This is a genomic window from Lysobacter sp. Soil_C_15, assembly GCF_057657315.1.
In genome coordinates this window covers 67,451-86,025 of sequence record NZ_JBDGIR010000007.1, presented here as the reverse complement: position 1 = coordinate 86,025, position 18,575 = coordinate 67,451, and the positions used below count along the sequence as shown (strand labels likewise).

7 protein-coding genes are annotated in these 18,575 nt (G+C 63.4%); all 7 read right to left on the bottom strand.

All coding sequences use genetic code 11. The annotated features are described in order from the left end of the window. Positions 1–61: 61 nt before the first annotated feature. The gene (locus tag AC3A57_RS16655; RefSeq protein ID WP_487579947.1) at positions 62–439 is read right to left on the bottom strand and encodes a hypothetical protein; all 378 of its coding nucleotides are present in this window, start codon (positions 437–439) and stop codon (positions 62–64) included. Between the two features lie 549 nt (positions 440–988). After that, the gene (locus AC3A57_RS16650) at positions 989–1,438 is read right to left on the bottom strand and encodes a hypothetical protein (protein WP_487579946.1); all 450 of its coding nucleotides are present in this window, start codon (positions 1,436–1,438) and stop codon (positions 989–991) included. Positions 1,439–1,633: 195 nt separating this feature from the next. Continuing rightward, on the bottom strand, positions 1,634–1,981 hold the full coding sequence (locus AC3A57_RS16645; protein WP_487579945.1) for a hypothetical protein: 348 nt from the start codon (positions 1,979–1,981) through the stop codon (positions 1,634–1,636). Positions 1,982–2,520: 539 nt separating this feature from the next. Continuing rightward, on the bottom strand, positions 2,521–2,838 hold the full coding sequence (locus AC3A57_RS16640; RefSeq protein WP_487579944.1) for a hypothetical protein: 318 nt from the start codon (positions 2,836–2,838) through the stop codon (positions 2,521–2,523). Between the two features lie 610 nt (positions 2,839–3,448). Next, positions 3,449–3,790: a hypothetical protein gene (locus AC3A57_RS16635; protein WP_487579943.1), complete on the bottom strand. Its 342-nt coding sequence runs from the start codon at positions 3,788–3,790 to the stop codon at positions 3,449–3,451. 101 nt (positions 3,791–3,891) lie between these two features. After that, entirely contained in the window at positions 3,892–4,233 is a 342-nt protein-coding gene (locus AC3A57_RS16630; RefSeq protein WP_487579942.1) for a hypothetical protein, read from the bottom strand. Further along, positions 4,230–18,491 (bottom strand): putative Ig domain-containing protein, encoded by a 14,262-nt coding sequence (locus AC3A57_RS16625; RefSeq protein ID WP_487579941.1) that lies wholly within the window; start codon positions 18,489–18,491, stop codon positions 4,230–4,232. Before AC3A57_RS16625 ends, AC3A57_RS16630 begins: the two co-directional genes overlap by 4 nt. Positions 18,492–18,575: the final 84 nt, after the last annotated feature.

Below are 18,575 nucleotides of genomic sequence, written 5' to 3'. Positions count from 1 at the left end.
CCGAGTGCTTCTCCGCGCCCTGAGCATGGCTCGCGGCAACGTCGCCCGAAGCCAGGTGCAACTACCCTACAGATTCGTACAGACCACCATCCATGTCGGCGATATCGCTATCCATCTCGATCCGAACGACGGCAGTACTCGAATCGATCAGAACGCTGAACAAGACGATAGGGCAGACGCCGGAACGATGAATGATGATTCTCTTCTGGCCGCTACAGACATCTATCTTCGCGAGTACTTTTCGCCCATTACGCATCTCCCAAAACTCGCCTTCATTCAAGCGAACTCTCGGGCTCACCGTTAGCTCAATCAGCCAAGAACCCGAGGCCCTACGGCCGCCGACGGTTACGCATCGTTCGACCCACTCAGGCAGATGCTCTTTTGGGTGGAGCGCGAAGAACGACTCAAGCGCCAACTGTTTAGCAGCTGAAAAATCCATCAAATCCTCCAAATAAAAACCGGATCACAGCTGCTTTCAACGACTGCAGATAAAACGCACTTTCGTGGTCGGTGCACAGGCCCCATCTGTGCAAATCGATCGAACCGCACCACTATCGCATGCTGAAACTTCGTACTGCACCATGTTCGCTGCTACAGGTGGGTTCGAATGCACGTGATTAGTTATGAGCACATAGGCGTGGACGGCTACACCGTACCGTAGCGACGCTTCACGCAACGCAACGAGGTAGCGTGCGTAATCGGCCGACCTGAAGAAATAAGGCTGACAAGCGTTGCCACGTTGAACGACGTTTTGTGGCACGCCGGCGAGGTCGGGACGTGGCTGGCGGGGCATAAGGGCCTCCTTTGTAGAGACCTTTACCCTAGTTAAGACGCACTGTCCTTAACCATAGGAATTCGCCGCTCAACTCTATCGAAAAGAGCCTCTGCCCCCCATTCTTCTGCCTACCTCGCCCTTGGAGGACGAGGCAGCCCATTCCGACCCCATCTTCAGACTCTGTCAGCGAACATTTCGGCTGTGACTTTGCAACTACTCGACCTCAAGCTCCAGCTTTCTACCAAGCCACTTTTGATCCCCCTCTTCATTCACTAGGCGCAAAAACTCGCACCAAAGCTTCCGAACAGAGTAAAAAATTTCCACCGAGAAGCACTGTGGATGCCCTGCATCAACCGAATATTCCGGAACGTTTTCGTTAGAGATGCATAACGAACCGTGCCGTGCTTCAGGAGGGCGCACCCAAACCAATTTATCGTTAACCGAAAAATCGGCAAGCACCGGGTTATCTGGGACATATTCACCCGCCCTCGCCTTTGAGAGCAAGTTTTCAAATAACTTATCCGCTGGCGGGTGCAATTCAGCCACAAAATCCAAGAGCGTCATTGTGACTGACTCACAAACCTTTCCCTCATCACCCCAAGCGGTAAGATGAGGGTATTTCTGACCATTCGGCAACTGGGAAAGCTCTGCGATGATTTTCATGGGCGCGAAAAGGGGCTCTGACCTCGTTTTCCCGGCTAAATCCTCTGATCCAGCTTGAAAAAAATCTTGTACAAGCAACCGATCAAGGCCAATTGACATCAAACTCTATTTTCCCGCCCTGCCAACGCTCCCTGTCTTGCATATCTATGCCTTTAATAAATTCCCGCCACTTTCGACGAACATCTCTAAACAGCTCTACTGAAAAGACCTGAGGAACACCACCCTCGACAGAATATTTCTCAATATTTTCATTTGAAATACACAGACCACTAACAGAGGCATAGGGCGGCAGCAACCAAACCAGCTTGTCGTTCTCTGACCAATCCGCATCTCCGCATCCAATGGATCTACAGCCGTGTATTCGCCGGCTTCAACTCTTTCCAGAAGAGCCTCGAAATCAACATCATCGAGAGGGAGTTCGGCAACAAAATCCAAAAGAGTCGCAGTAATTGCCTCGCCATATGACCCGCCATCACTCAATGCATACATTCGGGGCAAGGCTACGTCACTTGGAGACACAAAAATTTCAATGAATATTTTCATGGTATATATACCGCGAAAAAGGGGCTCCGACCCCCGCTTTTACCCTTTGCCTTTCCAATTCGATTTTTGCACGACTAGTCTGAAATTAGCTCATCTATAACATCAGGAACGGCCGTGAGTTTTGAATGATCAATATCAAGCGGCACATTGACCCAAGCTTGCGGAACATACGCTTGTGAGTGTGAGTAAGTTTTGCAATTCGAGCACCACTCCCAAACACTCCCTGTTCCTTGAAAAATGACCCACCGGATTTCTCGCAGCTCGACATGGCCAAGATGATAGTAGCGACGCAATGAATCTCGCCCACAAATTGGGCAAGACCCCGGCACTATGAACCCCTTTGCCTCTGCACTGAATGAGACCTGCCATTCAGCAATTTTCTCTAATGGAACACCTTTCCAGCCTTTCGCACCCATATTATCTCTGCCCCTTGATCGACGCTTCAAGCGCATTGCCCGAGCCCTAGACACTTCGATTGCCAATTGATGAATCCAGACCATGTGGCTTATGCACGTCAAGAACCGGGTCAGAGCTACTTCTCAACGGTTGCGGACAAATCGGCCTTTCTTGGTCGGTGCGCAGGCCTTTACCTGTGTAGAGCGGCCGAGCTGCGCCGCTATTGCATGCTGAAATCTCGGGCTGCCCCGCACCCGCTGCTGCTGCAGATAGGTCCGAATCTCGTCCATATCCGGCTCACTCAGAACGTCTTCGAACACCTCACGATATGCGGCTGTTCGCTCTTCGATTTGCTCGCCCAGCCCTAAGTAGATCGCATGCGGCCGCAATGTCAGATCAGTCTCGCCGTGTGCGTTACAGCGATAGCTCGACCACACACAGTCCTCGGGACTGGCCACCATTCGGGCACGCACCGGATTCAGCTCTATGTAGCGCTGACAACGGAGCCAAGTATATGTCCGTATCCACCAGGCACGACTTGAAGCGCACCTCCCACAGCGTACCGGTGCGCCGACAATTGGCATTCACATAGCTTACGCAGCCTCACCCCAGGCTCTGCATCATATGCGACACGCGCCCGGCACTGCGGGCGTGACCAGCAGTGCACGTGATTCGTCATGAGCAAATAGGCGTGGACGGCTACGCCGTACCGTAGCGACGCTTCACGTAACGCAACGAGGTAGCGAGCGTAATCGGCTGGCCTGAAGAAACAAGGCTGACGGTCGTTGCCACGTTGTACGACATGTTGCGGCACGCCAGCGAGGTCGAGGCGGGGCTGACGGGGCATAAGGGCCTCCTTTGCAGAGACCCCCAACCCTAGCTAAGACGTCTGATCTCAGCTATAGGAGTTCGCCGCCCGGCTCTATCGAAAAGGACTCTGGACCCTGCTTTTCAGTGCTGCAACAAGCGCACCGCTGAGCGAAGCGCAACATTTCGCCAACATCAATCGTAAAAACAACACCACCTAACTGTGCCGGGCGGCGGGCGAGCTTTCTAGCAGCTGTGACTAGATCAGTCTGGACGGCTGCCAACGACGGTGAAATTTAGGCGGAGCTTAAATTCGTCCTTCTGATCCATATTGCTGGCTTGGTAGTTGTGCATAACATTAAGTTGCCACACAACGCCATCGCCGGCCCTGACTCGAACCGTTAAAGGAAATGTAATCGACATCGCTGTCAGCACTGCCTGCATCTCATTTCCAACAATACGGCGAGCTTGTGTCTGACACACCAAATCCGAGTTGCATGTCACCGACAACAACTGGGAAGCGGCATCCTGGGCATACAACTCCACCTCAACGTCACTCACCACGAACTGACGAAAATCAGCACCTTTTCGAAGCCACTCAATCATGTGAGCGCTATCGTCCGCCCTTTCGAAGCCAATCACCTCAACACACTGACTAGGATGCGAAGACTGCACGTATTCCATACGCTCACCAAAGGCAAAATTCTTTATATGATCCTGGGGATACCTGACTGCCTATCGACATGCGATTCCCCGCGCAAAATCAGATCAAACGCCATCTCGATTGCGTCGGCCTTCTTCTCCACGCTCGAAGAATTTTCTTTCATGTACGGGGCTTCTGCCCTGGCTATCTTTACGAACATGTAAAGCTCATTAAGCACCGACTTCGACACAAGCTCTTCTGATTTTAAACATCGGGCAAGCTCCCTCGACAAACGGTCGAGCTTTTCGAACTCGGGCTCGTTGACAAACTTCGACGCTTGAAGGTCAAGCAGGAACCTTCCAACGCTTTCCCTGATTTGTTCCTCAATTACTCTAAACTCACTCATTCAATGGGCCCCAACACAGCATTAAAAGGTATCCGCTGGTGAACCGTAACTTCCTGAGCCCAAATGGATCGATGATAGGGAAGGCCCTGAACACCGTTGACCCGTGGCGCAGTCCTCCAAACTTCAACCTGTAGCGAATTTATCTTGTTAAGGTCGATTGCGATCACGCCATTCCCACTCTCGTAAGCCTTAGCTATCTCAAGCTCCCGAGTAGTTGAAATCCATGGGCTATTAGCTGCAGCACCACCCGCGCCAGGACCGGAATTTGCGACGTGTTCTGCAGCAGTCCATGTCCCGTCAGGAGCCTTTGCAATTAACCCACGACCCTGCTGCAAGGCTTCCGCATCAGCCGCGGTGAGGGCGCGATAAACAATCTGCGACTCGCTGTTTGCAAAAACTTCAGCCGCCATCGGCACTTTGCCTTCAGGCTTGGCATGGAGATTCTCGCGAACTATCTTCGCTGGATCAACATTCCAACCGATCGACCCTACTTGACCTTTCAGCTCTCCGATACGGCCATAAGGGTTAAATGTGTTCCACCCTGCCTCCGCATTCCGTTGCATGAAGATCTTAGCACCGCTCGCACCGAGCTTGGCCAAACCCACCCCACCTTCGACCGTAGTAACAGCGACCGCCGAGCCATCAGCCGCCTTCATACCATAGGCAAAGTAGTTCCCCTGATTGTATTCAGCCATGGCCTCGTCGTACCACGTCGAGACCGCACTCTTCGTCGACGCGAGAGGATTTCGTGCGAACTGCGCCAACCCGGCTTGCATCTGCGCAAACTCTTCGCTCTCGGCAAGGTAGGCCTGTCCGCCGGTGAGTAGATGGAACGCTTGGCCTCTCGTGATTCGATCCATTTCGAGCGCGCCGTAGGCGCCCTTCGCTATTCCGACAGGAACGCCGACAATAACGCCGGCAGCGGTTTTACCCCACTGCACTTGCTCATCGGCCATGTACCGGATGGATCGGGCGATGTCGTTGGCCAGCGGCGCCATGTTCACGCCGACATTGTCCACCCTGACCGTCGTCACCGGGAGAACCGGCAGATCCCGGATCGGCAGATCCGCAGGCAAAGCGGTCGGACGAATAGCATTCGTCGAAGGACCGATGTAGATGTCATTGCTTCGCGCCACATCGCCAAGCGCCGTGCCCGCAGAGACGCCATTGCCAGCCGAATCAGTCCAATATCCAGTGCCGCTGCCCGCTACTGGGTGGAACTTGTAGCTGGCGCTCACTTCCCGGCTCCCGGAGCTTAAGCCGCCTTGGTTCAAGGCAGATTCTTCCGCGCCATCAACGCTGGGTACCGCTGCTGCTTGGGAGTACTTGGCCGAAGCCACAGCAACGGCGCTTATCCCCAACTGGATACCCACCGATGCAGCTATGTTCCGCCAACTGAAGGGCTCATTCCCGATCAGCTTGCCCGACGCTTGGCCTACCCCGGCGTTCGCTAATGCCAGTGCGGCCGACTTTCCATACTGGCCGGCAGCCATCGCTTCGCCAACCGAACCCCATTGCACGGCTATGCCAGTGGTCACCGCACCGGTGACTGCACCAGCGGCGACGCTGCGCCAGCTGAAGCTACTGACCCCCATGACGCTGCCCATGGCCTGGCCAGCGGCTGCGCCGGCTGCACCGGCTAATGCTCCGTACGCTACTGTGGTCGCCGTCCCCATCGCGCCCATGGCCGCTGGCACCGCGGAGGTGAGCGCCCCCCACGTCGCCACCGACGCCATCACCGCAATCACCACCATCAGCGCCACGCCCAAGGCATCGCACTTCGGCGGCGGCGGAATATACGGCAACGACGGCGTCGTCGACCCGATCGCCTCATTTGGGTTGTAAGGCTTGAAGGTGCTGGCGTCGTTACGGCTGACATCGACCTGCGGGGCTTCCAGCTGCAGGCCGCCGCCGATTTCCTGGTCGGGGTCGCCCAGGCCGTTGGCCTGGGCCAGCACGTACCACAGCTGGTCGTTGCCGTAGATGCGCTGGGCCAGCTGGCGCAGGGTCTCGCCGGCCAGGGCCACGACCTTGTTGCCGCCGGCTTCGTACAGGCCGGTGCCGTTGAGGCTGACGATCCGGCTGCCTTCCATGATCTGAGCCAGCTGCTGGCCGCCGCCGTAGGCGTACAGGTAGTTCGGCTTGATCGTGCCGTTCTGGACGAACTGGCCGTCGCTCAGCGTGCCCTCGCGGCGGGTCTGGACCTGGCCGTCGCCGTTGTAGGCGTAGTAACGGATGCGGTCGTCGATCGCTCCGCTCTTCAGGCGCGTGCTCTCCTGCTGCGCGGTCAGCCGGCCGACCAGGTCGTAGCTCAGGGTGTTGGTGGTCGGCTTGTAGTTGTTGTTCGTGCTGACGCCGCTGACGGTCTTTTCCTTGTAGCTCTCCCAGCCCTCGTAGGTGGTGGTGTAGGTGTGCATGTAGCCCGGGGCGTAGGTGCGGAACCCCGTCGCCTTGCCGGTGCTGTCGTAGGTGCTGTTGCCGGCGGCGTCGACGTACTCGACCCGGCTCTTGAGCGTGTCGAGCACGCTGGTGTCGTAGGTCTGGCGGTCGTTGGCGTTGTTCTGCGAGGCCTGCGGCACCCAGTCTTCGTAGTTGTCCTTGCGGCGCCAGCTCTCCTGGTAGATCAGACGGCCATCGGCGTCGTAGGCATAGTTTTCGGCCTCGCTCAGCCAGCCGCTGAAGTCGTAGGTTTCGTATTCCTCGTAGATCTCGCCCGGGCGCGAAGTCCGGGTCCAGCTGGAACCGGCGGCGAAGTAGCGGCGCGTGCCGGTCAAGCGGCTGTTGGCGTCGTAGCTGAAGGTCCGATCAATACCCAGATAGCCGCCGGCGCCGGACAACTGCTCGTGGTACTCGACCGTGCGGTTGCCGCGCAGGTCGTAGCCGCTGTACTGCACCTTCAGCTGGCTGCCGCGGTAGAAGGTGCGGCTGGTCGCGTTGCCGCCGGCGTCGTAGCCCAGCAGGTAGGAGTCGCCACCCTCGGCGGTCAGCACGATCGCGCCGTTGACCAGGCGGCCGTTGTTGATCTGGATCCGGTTTTCGGCGTCGTAGGTGAACCAGTAATCCCGGATGTCGACCGGTGCCGTGGACGACGACGACGCGCTGGCCGTGGTCGGCTGGCCGCTGTCGTCGACGTACAGCTCACTGGAGCCGCCGTCGAAGCTCATGCTCGCCACTTCCGGCGAGCCCGGCTGCGAATACGGCACCTCGCCGCCGCCCGGCTGGTACTGGACGTAGACCTGGAAGCTCATGTCCACGTAGGCGCCGTGGTTGTCGGTGGCGCGCACGGTGACCGTGTAGCTGCCGTTCTGACCCGGCGGGTACAGGCCGAACTGGTGGCCGCCGGCAGAGCCGCCGGTGTAGGTGTAGTACACCCAGGCCGGCGAGTTGATCAGCTGGTAGCTCAGCGGGTTGCCGTCCGGATCCACGAACGCGTCCCACGGCCAGTAGGCCCAATCGCCGGAGCCGCTGCTCTCGGAGATCACCATCGATACGTTCTGCGGCGTATGGTTGCGCACCGGCGCCCGGTTCGGCGGCGGCAGGGCGTTGACGGTGATGACGAAACTGGTCGAAGCGGTGCCGCCGTAACCGTCGTTGCCGGTGACGGTGACGGTGTAGCTGCCGCCGGTGCTGGGCGTGCCACTGACCAGGCCGCTGCTGCTCATGCTCAGGCCCGGCGGCAGGCCGGTGGCGGTGTAGCTGATCCCGTTCATGTCGGGATCGGAGAACTCCGGAATCTGGTAGGCGAAGCCGCTGCCGACGCCGGCGCTCTGGTTCGGGATCGAGGATGCGGTCGGCGGATGGTTCACATAAGTACGTTGGAACCAGAACCCGGTCGTGGTCCTGGCGCCGAACCGGTCGGTGGCGGCATAGGTCAGCCAGATCGCTTGCGTATGGCTGGGCATGCCGCTGATGGTGCGCGTCGCCGCATCGAAGCTGAGCCCAGCCGGCAGACCGCTCAACTCGTAGGTCATGGCGTCGCCTTCCGGATCGCTGAAGGCCGGAAGCTGGTGGCTGTACCACTGGCCGGACACCGGCATCGCGACCGAAAAGCTTGACGGTGCCACCGGCGCCTGGTTGTAGCCGCGGATGCCGATCGACATCGTCGCGGTCTTGCTGCCGCCGTTGCCGTCGGTGGCGGTGAAGGTCACGGTATAGACCGTGCCCGCCGGGATGCTGCCGGTCGGGTGACCGATCAAGCGCAACTCGGGACGGTTGGAATTGGCGATCTGCTGGAACGACAGCCACGACGGCAGGCCGCTGGCGGTGACCGTCAAGCCGTCGCCATCGACGTCGGCAAAGACCTGCGACAGCGGCGCGATCCAGGTGAAGCCTTCGTTCATCACCGCCGACTGGCTCGGCAACGGCGACGGCCCGGTCGGGGCGCTGTTGGCGGCGACCACGACGTGGATGGTCTTGACCACCGCGGCGCCGCTGGAATCGGTGGCGCGCAGGAACACGGCGAAACTGCCGGCCGGCGCCGAGGCCGACACACGCAGTTGCATCGTGCTCGGATCCAGGCTCAACCAGGCCGGCAAGGACGCGGCGTTGTCGACGCTCAGGCGCAGTTGGTCGCCGATGTCCGCGTCGTAGAAGTAGTCGCCGGCGCTTAGCGTCCGGCTCCAGTCCTGGCCGGTCTTGACCCGCAGCGTTGCGGCTTCGGTCGAGATCAGCTGCGGACCGACGTTGGTGCGCACATGGACCGTGAACGCGGTGGCTGCGGCGTTGGCGCCGTTGGCGGCCTCCGCGGCGACCAGGCGGATGCTCAGGTCCATGTCCGGAGCGTTCGCCGGCGGCCGGGCGACGAACCGGATCAGGCCGGTCGAGGTGTCGCGCCAGGCGCTGAGCCAGGCCGGCAGCGGGCTGCCGTCGCTGAGCGTGATCTGCAGGTTCAGCGCGTCCTGCTCCGCGTCGCGGAACACGTCGTTGAAGACCAGGGCGAACTCGGTGGTGCCGCCCTTGTGTACGGCGCGCGAGGCCGGCGTCTGCACCGCCACCGGCAGGGTATTGGTGGACGGAATCGCACCCGCATCGGGCCCGTAGGCGCCCATGGCCGAGACGTTGCGGCGGTTGCCGACCGCGTCGTAGCTGTAGCGTAGGTCGAAGCTGCGCTTGCCGGCGGCGAGGTCGTCCTGGACCACGCGCTGGATGCGGTTGTTGCTGTCGTACCAGGTGCGGGTCTGGATGCGCACCCAGCGGCCGCCGCCGTCGACGACGTTCACGTCTTCGACGATGCGGTTGCCGGCGGCGTCGTACTGGTAATAGAAGGTCGGATCGCTGGAGTTCTCGAACACTGCCTTGAGCAGGCCGTTGGCGTAGTAGACGTGGCCGCGGCCGATGGTGCCGGCGTTGGCGACGTTGCCGCCGCGCTGGACTTCCGTCTTCAACTGGCCGGTGGCCGCGTCGTATTCGTAATCGAAGTCGCGGCCGCTGAGGTTGTTGTGGTCGATCAGGCGCCCGTAGGCGTCGTAGTCCCAGGTCAGCTCGTCCAGGCGGACGGTTTCGCCGTCGTAGTCCTGCACGGTGGCGCCGCTGCCGGCGTAGCTTTCCAGGGTTTTGTTGCCCAGCACGTCGTAGGCATAGCGGGTCAGCACGCCCGTCGCGGTCTGGCTGCGGATCAGGCGATGCTGACTGTCGTACTCGTAACGCACGCCGGCGCCGGCCGCGTCGAAGACCATCAAGCGGTCGCCGTTCTGGTTCAGCCAGTAGCTCTGCAGGCGGGTACGCGTGCGGCCGCCGCTGCCGTCGACCAGGTAGTCGCCGGTCTCGGCCAGGCGGCCGAGCGCGTCGTAGTCCTTGTAGGTCAGGTAGCCCTGCGCGTTCTGCACCAGGCGCTCCTGGCCGAGCGCGTCGTAGGCGTGCAAGGTGGCCTGGCCGAGCGCGTCCTTGGACTTGATCAGACGGCCGGCGGCGTCGTACTCGTTGGCGCGGGTATTGCCGTTGGCGTCGCGGGTGCCGACCAGGCGGCCGAGCGAGTCGTAGAACCATTCGTTGACCGGGCGCAACCAGGTGCGCACGCCGCTCTCGCTGACGTTCTCGACCAGCGGCCGCTCGTCGCGGGTGACCTGGTTGAGTTCGTTGTAGCGGTACAGGGTCTGGTAGCCCCGCGCGTCGATGCGCTCGACCACGTTGCCCCAGCGGTCGACGCGCTGTTGCGAGGTCGAGGTGGCGGCCGGGTCGTCGGTATGCGAGGGATGGCGGGTGGACAGCACCCGACCGAGGCGGTCGACGGTGCTCCAGGTCACCGCGTCCACGCGCTGGTCGCCGCCGGTGTTGACCAAGTGGCTTTCGCGCACCTGGTGGCCGGCCAGGTCGTAGCCGAAGTTCTTGACCACAACGCTTTCGTTCGAGCTGGCCAGGCGGCCGGCGCGGTCGTAGACGTAGTTCAGGCTGCCCTGCAGGCCGCCGTAGGTCTTCTGCACGATCTCGCCGAAGGCGTTGTAGGCCACGGCCTCGGAGCGGTCGGTGCTGCTGCCGCCGCCCTGGATCAGATCGCGGGTCTGGCCGATGCCCGTCTGGCGGCCGGTCTTGTCGTAGCTGTACCAGCCGTGCACGCGCACGTCGCGGCTGGCCTCGGTCGCGCTTAGGTTGTACCAGTCGTGCACGACATGGTCGGCGGCGTCGTATTCGCTGTAGCGCGTGTCGCCGTTGCCGACGGTGACCGCGACGCTTCGCCCTTGCCAGTCGTAGCGGATGTATTCGATTTGATCCTTGGCATGGTCGGTGAAACTGCCGTCGGCGGCGCGGCCGTTGACGTAGCGCCGGGTATACACCACGTTGCCGAAGGCGTCATAACCCATCCGCGTATGCGGCGAGGCGGTGGCGTAGATCCAGTCGGTGCCGAGTTCGCGGTCGGCGCCGCCGGCGATCCATTCCACGGTCTGGTCGCTGACCACCCGGCGCGCGGGTTCGGTGATTGCGGACACCCGGCCCAGCGAGTCGTATTCGGTCGTGGTCGTGCCGCTGTCGTCGATCAGCTGGGTGAGGCGATCCTCGCCGTCGTAGCGGAACTGGCTGGTCACGTCGCGCAGGCCGGCGCTGCCGTCGCTGCGCTGGAAATGGCGGACCTGGGTTTCGCTGATTTTGCGGCCGAGGGCGTCGTAGCTCCAGCGAGCGACGCGGTCATAGCCGCTGAGGGCATCGCCCGAGGGCGGCAAGGTCGGCGGCGAGTCGACGCTCAAACCGCCGTTCCACACAGCCTTGGCGTACTCGATCCGCTCCAGCGCTTCGCCGGTGGCGTTATAGCGAGTGCGGGTGACGTAGCCTTCGGCGTCGACGCTCAGAGCGGCGCGGCCGACGAGGTCGTAGTAGGTATAGCTGTCGGCCCAGCGCGCGTCGGGCTGGCCGGCCGTGCCCTCCAGCAACACCGACTCCTTGATCTTCTGGCCGTAGGCGTTATAGACGACCTGCACGGTCGGGGTGCCGGTCGCGGCGCTGCCGGCCGCGGTGTAGTAGGTCACCTGCGACTGCTCGACCTGGACTGCGAGACCGCGCTGGTCGTAGCGGGTGGTGATGGTTCGGTCGTCGGCCGAGGCCACGGCGCCGGCCTGGGCCTGGGCCAACGACAGCGGCTGGCTTTCGCTCCAGCCGGGCAACGCGGCGGCATTCAGACGCTGGGCATGGCGGCGCAGTTGGGTCTGTTGGCCGAAGCCGTCGTAGCCGTAACTGGTGACATGGCCTTCCTGGTCGATCTCAAAGGCCAGCCGGCCCAGGCCGTCGTAGACCTTGTGGCTGTAATAGCCGCGCACGTCCTTCTGCATGACCGCGCGGCCCAGCGCGTCGTAGCTGACCTCCAGGGTCGGCTGGTTGCCGCTGGCGACCAGTTGGCCGGTAGCCGGATCGATCTTGCCCGCGTCGGGAAAGACGGTGCGGATCTGGTGGCCGCGGTTGTCGTACTCGTAGCGGGTGACGCGCGGCCGCGGGCCGTCGGCGTCCTCCAACCGCTTGATCACGTTGCCGAGCGCGTCGTATTCGGTGCGGGTCACCAGCCGGCGGTTGGCGTAGCTTTGGTTGCCCCAGCTGTCGACGGCTGCGTACCCGACTTCGGGGCTGGTTTCGGAGGTGCGGCGACCGGCGAGGTCGTAGCCGTAGGTCCAGGTGTGGCCGTTCTTGTTGCGGTAGGCCGTGACCTGGCCGATGGCGTCGTAGGTGTACTGCTCCTGCTGGTTCAGTGCATCGGTGACGGTGCGCGCCCGCCCCATCGCGTCGTAGGCAGTGGTAGTCTTGCGCACATCGGCGATGCCGGCGACGGCGGCGGACACCGCGGCCTCGTTCATCGGCGTGGCGATGGAGATATACCCGCCGTAGCGGCGGCTTTCCACGATCCGACCGGCACCGTCGTAACGCTGTTCGTTGACCGCCCCCATATCGTCGACGGTGAAACGCACGCGACCGGCGGCATCGAAAACGTATTGGGTGGAACGATAACGATCAGCGGTGGCGTAGGCGCCTGCAGCGTTCAACGCGGCGCCGACCTGCGCCGGTGTCGCAACCGGGCCGATCGCGACCGGCACGGAGTATTGATACTGGGCGATTACCCGTCCCGCACCGTCATAACGGCGCTCGCTGACCAGGTAGGTGCTGGCGCTGTTCTGGACCAGGGTGTAGCGCTCACGGCCGGCGGCGTCGTAGATGTGGCGCACGATCGCGTCGGCGCTGGCGCTTTGCGGCGCGACCGCGGCCAGTTCGCCCGCGCTGGCGGTGCCGGCGGCGAGCTTGGCCCACAGCGCGGCATCGATGGCGGCCGCCTGGGCCTGGCGGCGTTCCAGCACCGGCCGGCCGGCCGCGTCGTAGCTGCGAGTGGAAACGTAGCCTGCGCCGTCGACGGTCGCGGCGATGCGGCCGGCGGCGTCGTAGACCTGGTAGGAGCGCAGGTCCCTGGCGTCGCTGGCGACTGCCGCGAGGCGATCGCGGACCACGCCGGTCGCGGCGGGGTCGCCGGCGATCAATTGCGCCTTGAGGGTGGCGTCGATCGTGATCGCCGTGGCGTAGGCGCGCGTGCCCACGACCCGGCCGGCCGCGTCGTACAGGGTTTCCGTTACCCCGCCCGCGCCGTTGAGCGCGTAGCGGGCCCGGCCGGCGCCGTCGTAGCTGGTGTAAGTCACCAGGTCGGTGGCGTTGTCCACCGGGGTGACGTCGATGACGTCCTGCGGCGACGCGGTACCGGCGGCGAGCTTGCCCCGAATGGTCGGATTGAGCTGGGCCTTGTTCGAGTAGCGCTTGTGCACCACCTGGCGACCAGCGGCGTCGTAGACGTAGGAGACCACCGTGCCGGCGTTGTCGACCGTGGTGCGCAGTTCGCCCAGGACAGTGTAGACCTGGTAAGTGATCTGGTCGGCGGCGTCGTTGCGCACGGCGTCCAGGCCCAACTCGGCGACCTCGGCCGAGCCGTCGTACATCCTGCCGAGCAAGCCGCTGGCCAGCCAATTTTCGGTCGAAACGGCCTTGGCGTAGCGGCGAATGCTGGCCACCCGGCCGCCGGCGTCGTAACCGTACTCCTGGACCTCGCCCAGGACCGACACCGTCAGCCGCAACCGGCCGTCCTTGTCCAGGATCCTGAATTCGTTCGGGTCGTACTGGTTCCAGCTCAACCTTGCGTCCAGTTGGGCGACGGTCGTGGTGTCGCTCAGCTGGGCCGTATCGGTGCCGTCGATGAACGTGCGCGTGGCCACGACCCGGCCGGCGACGTCGTGCCACAGGCGCACCATGACGCCGAGCGGGTCGATGGTGTAGATCAGCTGGCCGGCTTCGTCGTACAGATAGCGCGTGACCTGTCCGGTGGCGTCGGTGCGCCGGATCAGATTGTCGTTGCCGTCGTAGACGTAGCTGGTCTGCAGGTTCAGACCATTCGGATCGAGCCGTTCGGCGATGCGGCGGCCGAGCGCATCGTAAACGTACTGGACCGTGCGCGCGGCCGACGTGCCGGCGCCTTCGACCACGCGGACCTGGCGGCCGAGGGGGTCGTAGCTGTAGGTCGTGCGCAAGTTGAGGCCGGCCGGATCCAGTACGAGCTCGATCAGCCGACCTTCGCCGTCGTAGGCATAGGCGCTGCGGCGGCCGCTGGCATCGGTGACCTCGATCTTGCGGCCCTGGCCGTCGTAGCGGAAGCGGGTGGTCAACGCCAGCCCGGCCGGATCCTCGATCCGCTGCAGCATCCGGCCGGCGGCGTCGTAGCGCAACTCGACCCGGCGCCCGCTGCGGTCGACCGTGGCCGTCAGCAGGCCGCGCGCGTCGTATTCGCTGGTTTCGGCCCGGCCCAACGCGTCGGTGGTGCTCGTGAGCAAGCCGTCGCGATCGTAGACATAAACCGTGTTGGCGATGCCGCCGCCGGGCAGCGGCGTGGCCACGTTGACCTGCTGGCCGTGGCGGTTGAAGCTGGTCGCGACCGTCACGCCTTCCGGCGTGGTCGTGGTGATCTTGCGGTTGAGGTCGTCGTAAACCGTGGTGGTCGCGCGCCCTAGCGCATCGGTCAGGCTCAGGACGCGGCCATAGGCGTCATAGGCCGTGGCCGTGGTCTGGACGCGCCCGAGCACGGTCTGGCCGACACTGAGCTGGCGGCCCAGGCGGTCGTAGGTGTAGGTGACGGGTACACCGTGCGCGTCGGTGGCGCGAATCACGCGGCCGAAGGCGTCGTAAGTCCAGCCTCGGCTCCGCGCGACTGGCTCGCCGACGCCCTCGCGGCGTTGGGTGGCCAAGCCGCGGCGGTCGTAGTCGATTTGCGTCGTCGACATCGCGCCAGTGCTCAGGACTTCCTCTTGCGTTCGATCCCCGAACGCGTTGTAGCTGTACTGGACATGCTTGTACTGAGCGTCGGAGAACAGCGCCAATTGCCCGCGCCGGGTATAGGTATAGCTGCGCTTGCTGTCGACCGAGGCGACATAGGACAGGGTGGCGATCGCGCCGGCGACACTGTCGCGGCTGCCCGCAGTGGCCACGGTGATGCGGCCGGAATAGGCGATGCTGTCGCTGGCTTCGCCGAAGGCGTTGTAGCGGGTTTCGACCACTTCGCCCTGGGCGTTGGGTACGCCGGCGGCATCGGCGACGCCGCGGACCAGGAAGGTCTGGCGGCCGCCGGCGTCGTAGAAGTACCAGGTCTTGTTGCCGGCCGCATCGATGCTTTCGATGCGCTGGCCGAGCGAGTTGTAGCTATGGCGCACGCCGTGCTGGGCGTACAGCGCGTCGAGCTGGGACTCACTCATGCCCGGCGTAGCCAGCGCGGCGCCCTCGCCGTCGAGCTCGCCGATCAGTTCGCCGAATACGTTGTAACGGCGCAGGCCTTCGCGCACTTCGCTGGTGTCGGCCGCCGTCTCGGTGCGGATCAGATTGCCCTGGGCGTCGTAGCTATAGCGCGTCACCGTGCCTTCGGCGTTCTGCTCGGTCAGCAGCCGGCCGAGCTGGTCGTAGCTGCGGCGGGTCTCGCGCACCGCGCCGGCGGCGGCCTGGCCGCGCAGGCTGGCGAGCGACTCGTTGCCCGTCAGCCCGCCGAGCTTGAGCGCGTAGGCCTTGGTCGCGACCTGCAGGCGGTGGGCGTCGTGGACGAATTCGGTCAGATAGCCTTCGGCGTCCAACGTAGCCACGATATTGCCGCGGCCATCGTAGAACCAGCGGCTGACCTGGTCGTCGCCGTGGCCGGCCGGGCGCAGGTCGGCCAAGCCGCCTCCCTCCCGTTGCGCGGCCGCAGTGGCATTGGCATAGGCGACCGTGCGGACCCGGCGCCCGGCCAGGTCGTAGTTGTGCTCGACCAGGTAGCCTTCGGCGTCCAGGCGGCCGAGCTCGCGGCCCTGCGCGTCGTAGAAGTAACGCGTGGTGCGCGCGGTCGCGGCGGTACCGGCGGCGTCGGTGATGCGGGTCTGCAGCAGGCGGCCGGCGCCGTCGTAGTTGTAGCGGGTGATCGCACCTTCGCCGTCGGTGTGGGTCAGCAGCAGGCCTGCGGCGTCGTAGACATCGGTGCTGACGCGATCTTGAGCCGTGGCGGCCGGGCGGATCGCGGCCAGCGAGGTCGCCACGACTCGGGCGTCGACCAGCCAGGCGCTGGTATCGACCCGGGTCGCATAGGCCTTGGTTTGCCGCACCCGCCCGAGTTCGTCGCGGACGTATTCGACCACCGCGCCGGTCTCGTCGACCTCGGCCGACAGATGGCCTTCTCCGTCGTAGAACAGGTAGCTGCGGGCTCCGCTGCTGTCTTCGGATGCGCGCAGGCGGCCGGTGCTGTCGTAATAGTTGCGCGACTCGCGTAGGGCAGCGACATTGTTTCCCCCCGAATTATTGCTTATATAAACGACCTGACCCGCCGCATTGCGATACTCGAAACGAACGAGATCGTTGCCCTGATTTCCATCGCCGAGCTTTCCTCCTTCCGTAACGTAAAAAACTCCGCGCTGGGAATCCGTATAAACCCACGTCCGCTTCTGGGATCCGACCATATTGGCGCGGACCACTTCCCATGTCGCGCGCCCCAAGCCATCGTATCCGTATATCGTCTGGAAGCTATTTTCGGCACTGGTGTGCCCCTTCAAGATGATTCGCCCGCGCTCATCGTAGCGGTAGGTTTGCAGGACGTCCGCGTCGCTCAGAACACCTTCGCCATTCGCATCCACGCTTGCATATGTACGCTCACCATGACCAGGGAAGCTGTAGTACTTGTAGTCGGTCAGGATGCTGCCGGCCTTCCGCGCAGGCGTAGCCCATGTTCCCAGGGCAGCCACGGAGAATTCGCCTGCATAGGCTTCGCCCAGATACAACCTGGAGCGGGACAACTGCCCCACCCCCAAGCCGGACGCGTGGTACTCCAGCTCCCGCACCACACCATCGGCGCCGACGCTATAGCGCAACCGGTCCTGGGCATCGTAGAGGTAGCGCGTGGTCAGGCCGCCGCTGGGCGCCGCCCCGCCGGCGGCGCCGTCGGCGTCCAACCCGGTGAACACGGTCTCGCTGGCGAGCTGGTTGTTGCCGGTATAGGTGCGTTGCACGGCGCGCGAGGTCGCGTCGCTGCCGGTGCGCTGCCATTGCCAGACCACGTTGCCGGCGCTGTCGTAGGCATAGTCGGCCTGCTCCAGTACCGTGCCGCCGCGCTGTTGGCGCATCTGGGTGACGTTGCCGGCGCTGTCGTAGCTGTAGAAGGTACTGTCGCGCAGGCCATCGACCGCCGGATCGCGCACTTCGAGCAACTGGCCGTTGGCGTCGAACAGATAGGTCCAGCTGCGGCCGGCGCTGTCGGTCAGGGTGGTCGCGGTGGCGCTGTCGTAGCTGAAGCTGAGGGTCTGGCCCAGGCCGTCGCTGTCGTCGGCATCGCTGTCGCCGCGGGTGACCGTCTTGACCCGGTTCTGCGCGTCATAGGTGTAGCTGACGATACTGCCGTCGCTCTGTTCGATTTTGGCGATCAAAGTGCCGGTGGCATCGGTGTAGGTATAGGTGGTTTTGAACAGGTAGCCGTCGTTCGAACCCTCGGTGGCGGTCCACTCGTCGTGGTCGGGGTTGGTGGTGCCGGGCGCCACGGCGCCCGGGGTCAGATCGACGGTGACCGAGCTCAGCCGGCCCGCGCTGTCGTAGGCATACCAGGTACGGCCGATCACCGTCGCCCCGACGCTGCTGGTGACCCGGCTCAGCCGGCCGCCCACGTCATAGTCGAAAGCGAGGCTGGAATTGCTGCCCGTACTGACCGACGCGACCTTGGCCACCCGCCCGTTCGCGTCGTAAGTCACGTCCCAGCTCAACGGCGCGACCGGATCGGTGCGCAGGTCGCGCAGCCGGGTCAGCCGGCCCTTGAGGGTCGCGTTGGCGTGGTCGGCGTACTGCTCCTCCTGGCGGGTGCTGCCCTCGACGTACAGCCAGGTCGCCGTGCCCGCGTCCCAGCTCAGGCTGTCGTGGGCGCCGTCGCCGGCGACCGAGGCGTACTGGCCCGGGGCGACGAACTGGAAGTCCTGGTATGCGCCGTCGCCGGTATGCCGGCGCATGACGCTGCCGGCGACGTTGAGGCTGCCCGAAGCCAGTTCGACCCAGCGCTCGAAGCCGGTGGTCCAGGCGTCGGCGCCGACCTGGGCGACTTGGCCGCGGCTGTTGTAGGTGCGGTTGAAGCCGACCTGCATGCCGCGGAACAGGACCTGGTCGTCCTGGGTCTGCAGCAGCAGGTTGCCGGTGGCGACGTTGACGTATTGGTGGTCCTGGCCCTGGCCGAGGCGGGAGTTCCCGCCCAGTCCCAAGCCCACTTGGCCGGCCGAGCTGTTGAACAAGCCCAGACCATTTCCCGAAATCACTGCCGCCATCGTCGCCACTCCTGGATTGCGGGCCGTCCGGCTGAGAACGGCCTCCAGGTCTTAATCCAGGGTGTGACGAAATTGTTTAGGGTC

Coding starts and splice junctions, on each gene's coding strand:
- AC3A57_RS16655 (WP_487579947.1), bottom strand. CDS start 439: ATGGATTTTTCAGCTGCTAAACAGTTGGCGCTTGAGTCGTTCTTCGCG.
- AC3A57_RS16650 (WP_487579946.1), bottom strand. CDS start 1,438: ATGAAAATCATCGCAGAGCTTTCCCAGTTGCCGAATGGTCAGAAATAC.
- AC3A57_RS16645 (WP_487579945.1), bottom strand. CDS start 1,981: ATGAAAATATTCATTGAAATTTTTGTGTCTCCAAGTGACGTAGCCTTG.
- AC3A57_RS16640 (WP_487579944.1), bottom strand. CDS start 2,838: ATGGTGGCCAGTCCCGAGGACTGTGTGTGGTCGAGCTATCGCTGTAAC.
- AC3A57_RS16635 (WP_487579943.1), bottom strand. CDS start 3,790: ATGATTGAGTGGCTTCGAAAAGGTGCTGATTTTCGTCAGTTCGTGGTG.
- AC3A57_RS16630 (WP_487579942.1), bottom strand. CDS start 4,233: ATGAGTGAGTTTAGAGTAATTGAGGAACAAATCAGGGAAAGCGTTGGA.
- AC3A57_RS16625 (WP_487579941.1), bottom strand. CDS start 18,491: ATGGCGGCAGTGATTTCGGGAAATGGTCTGGGCTTGTTCAACAGCTCG.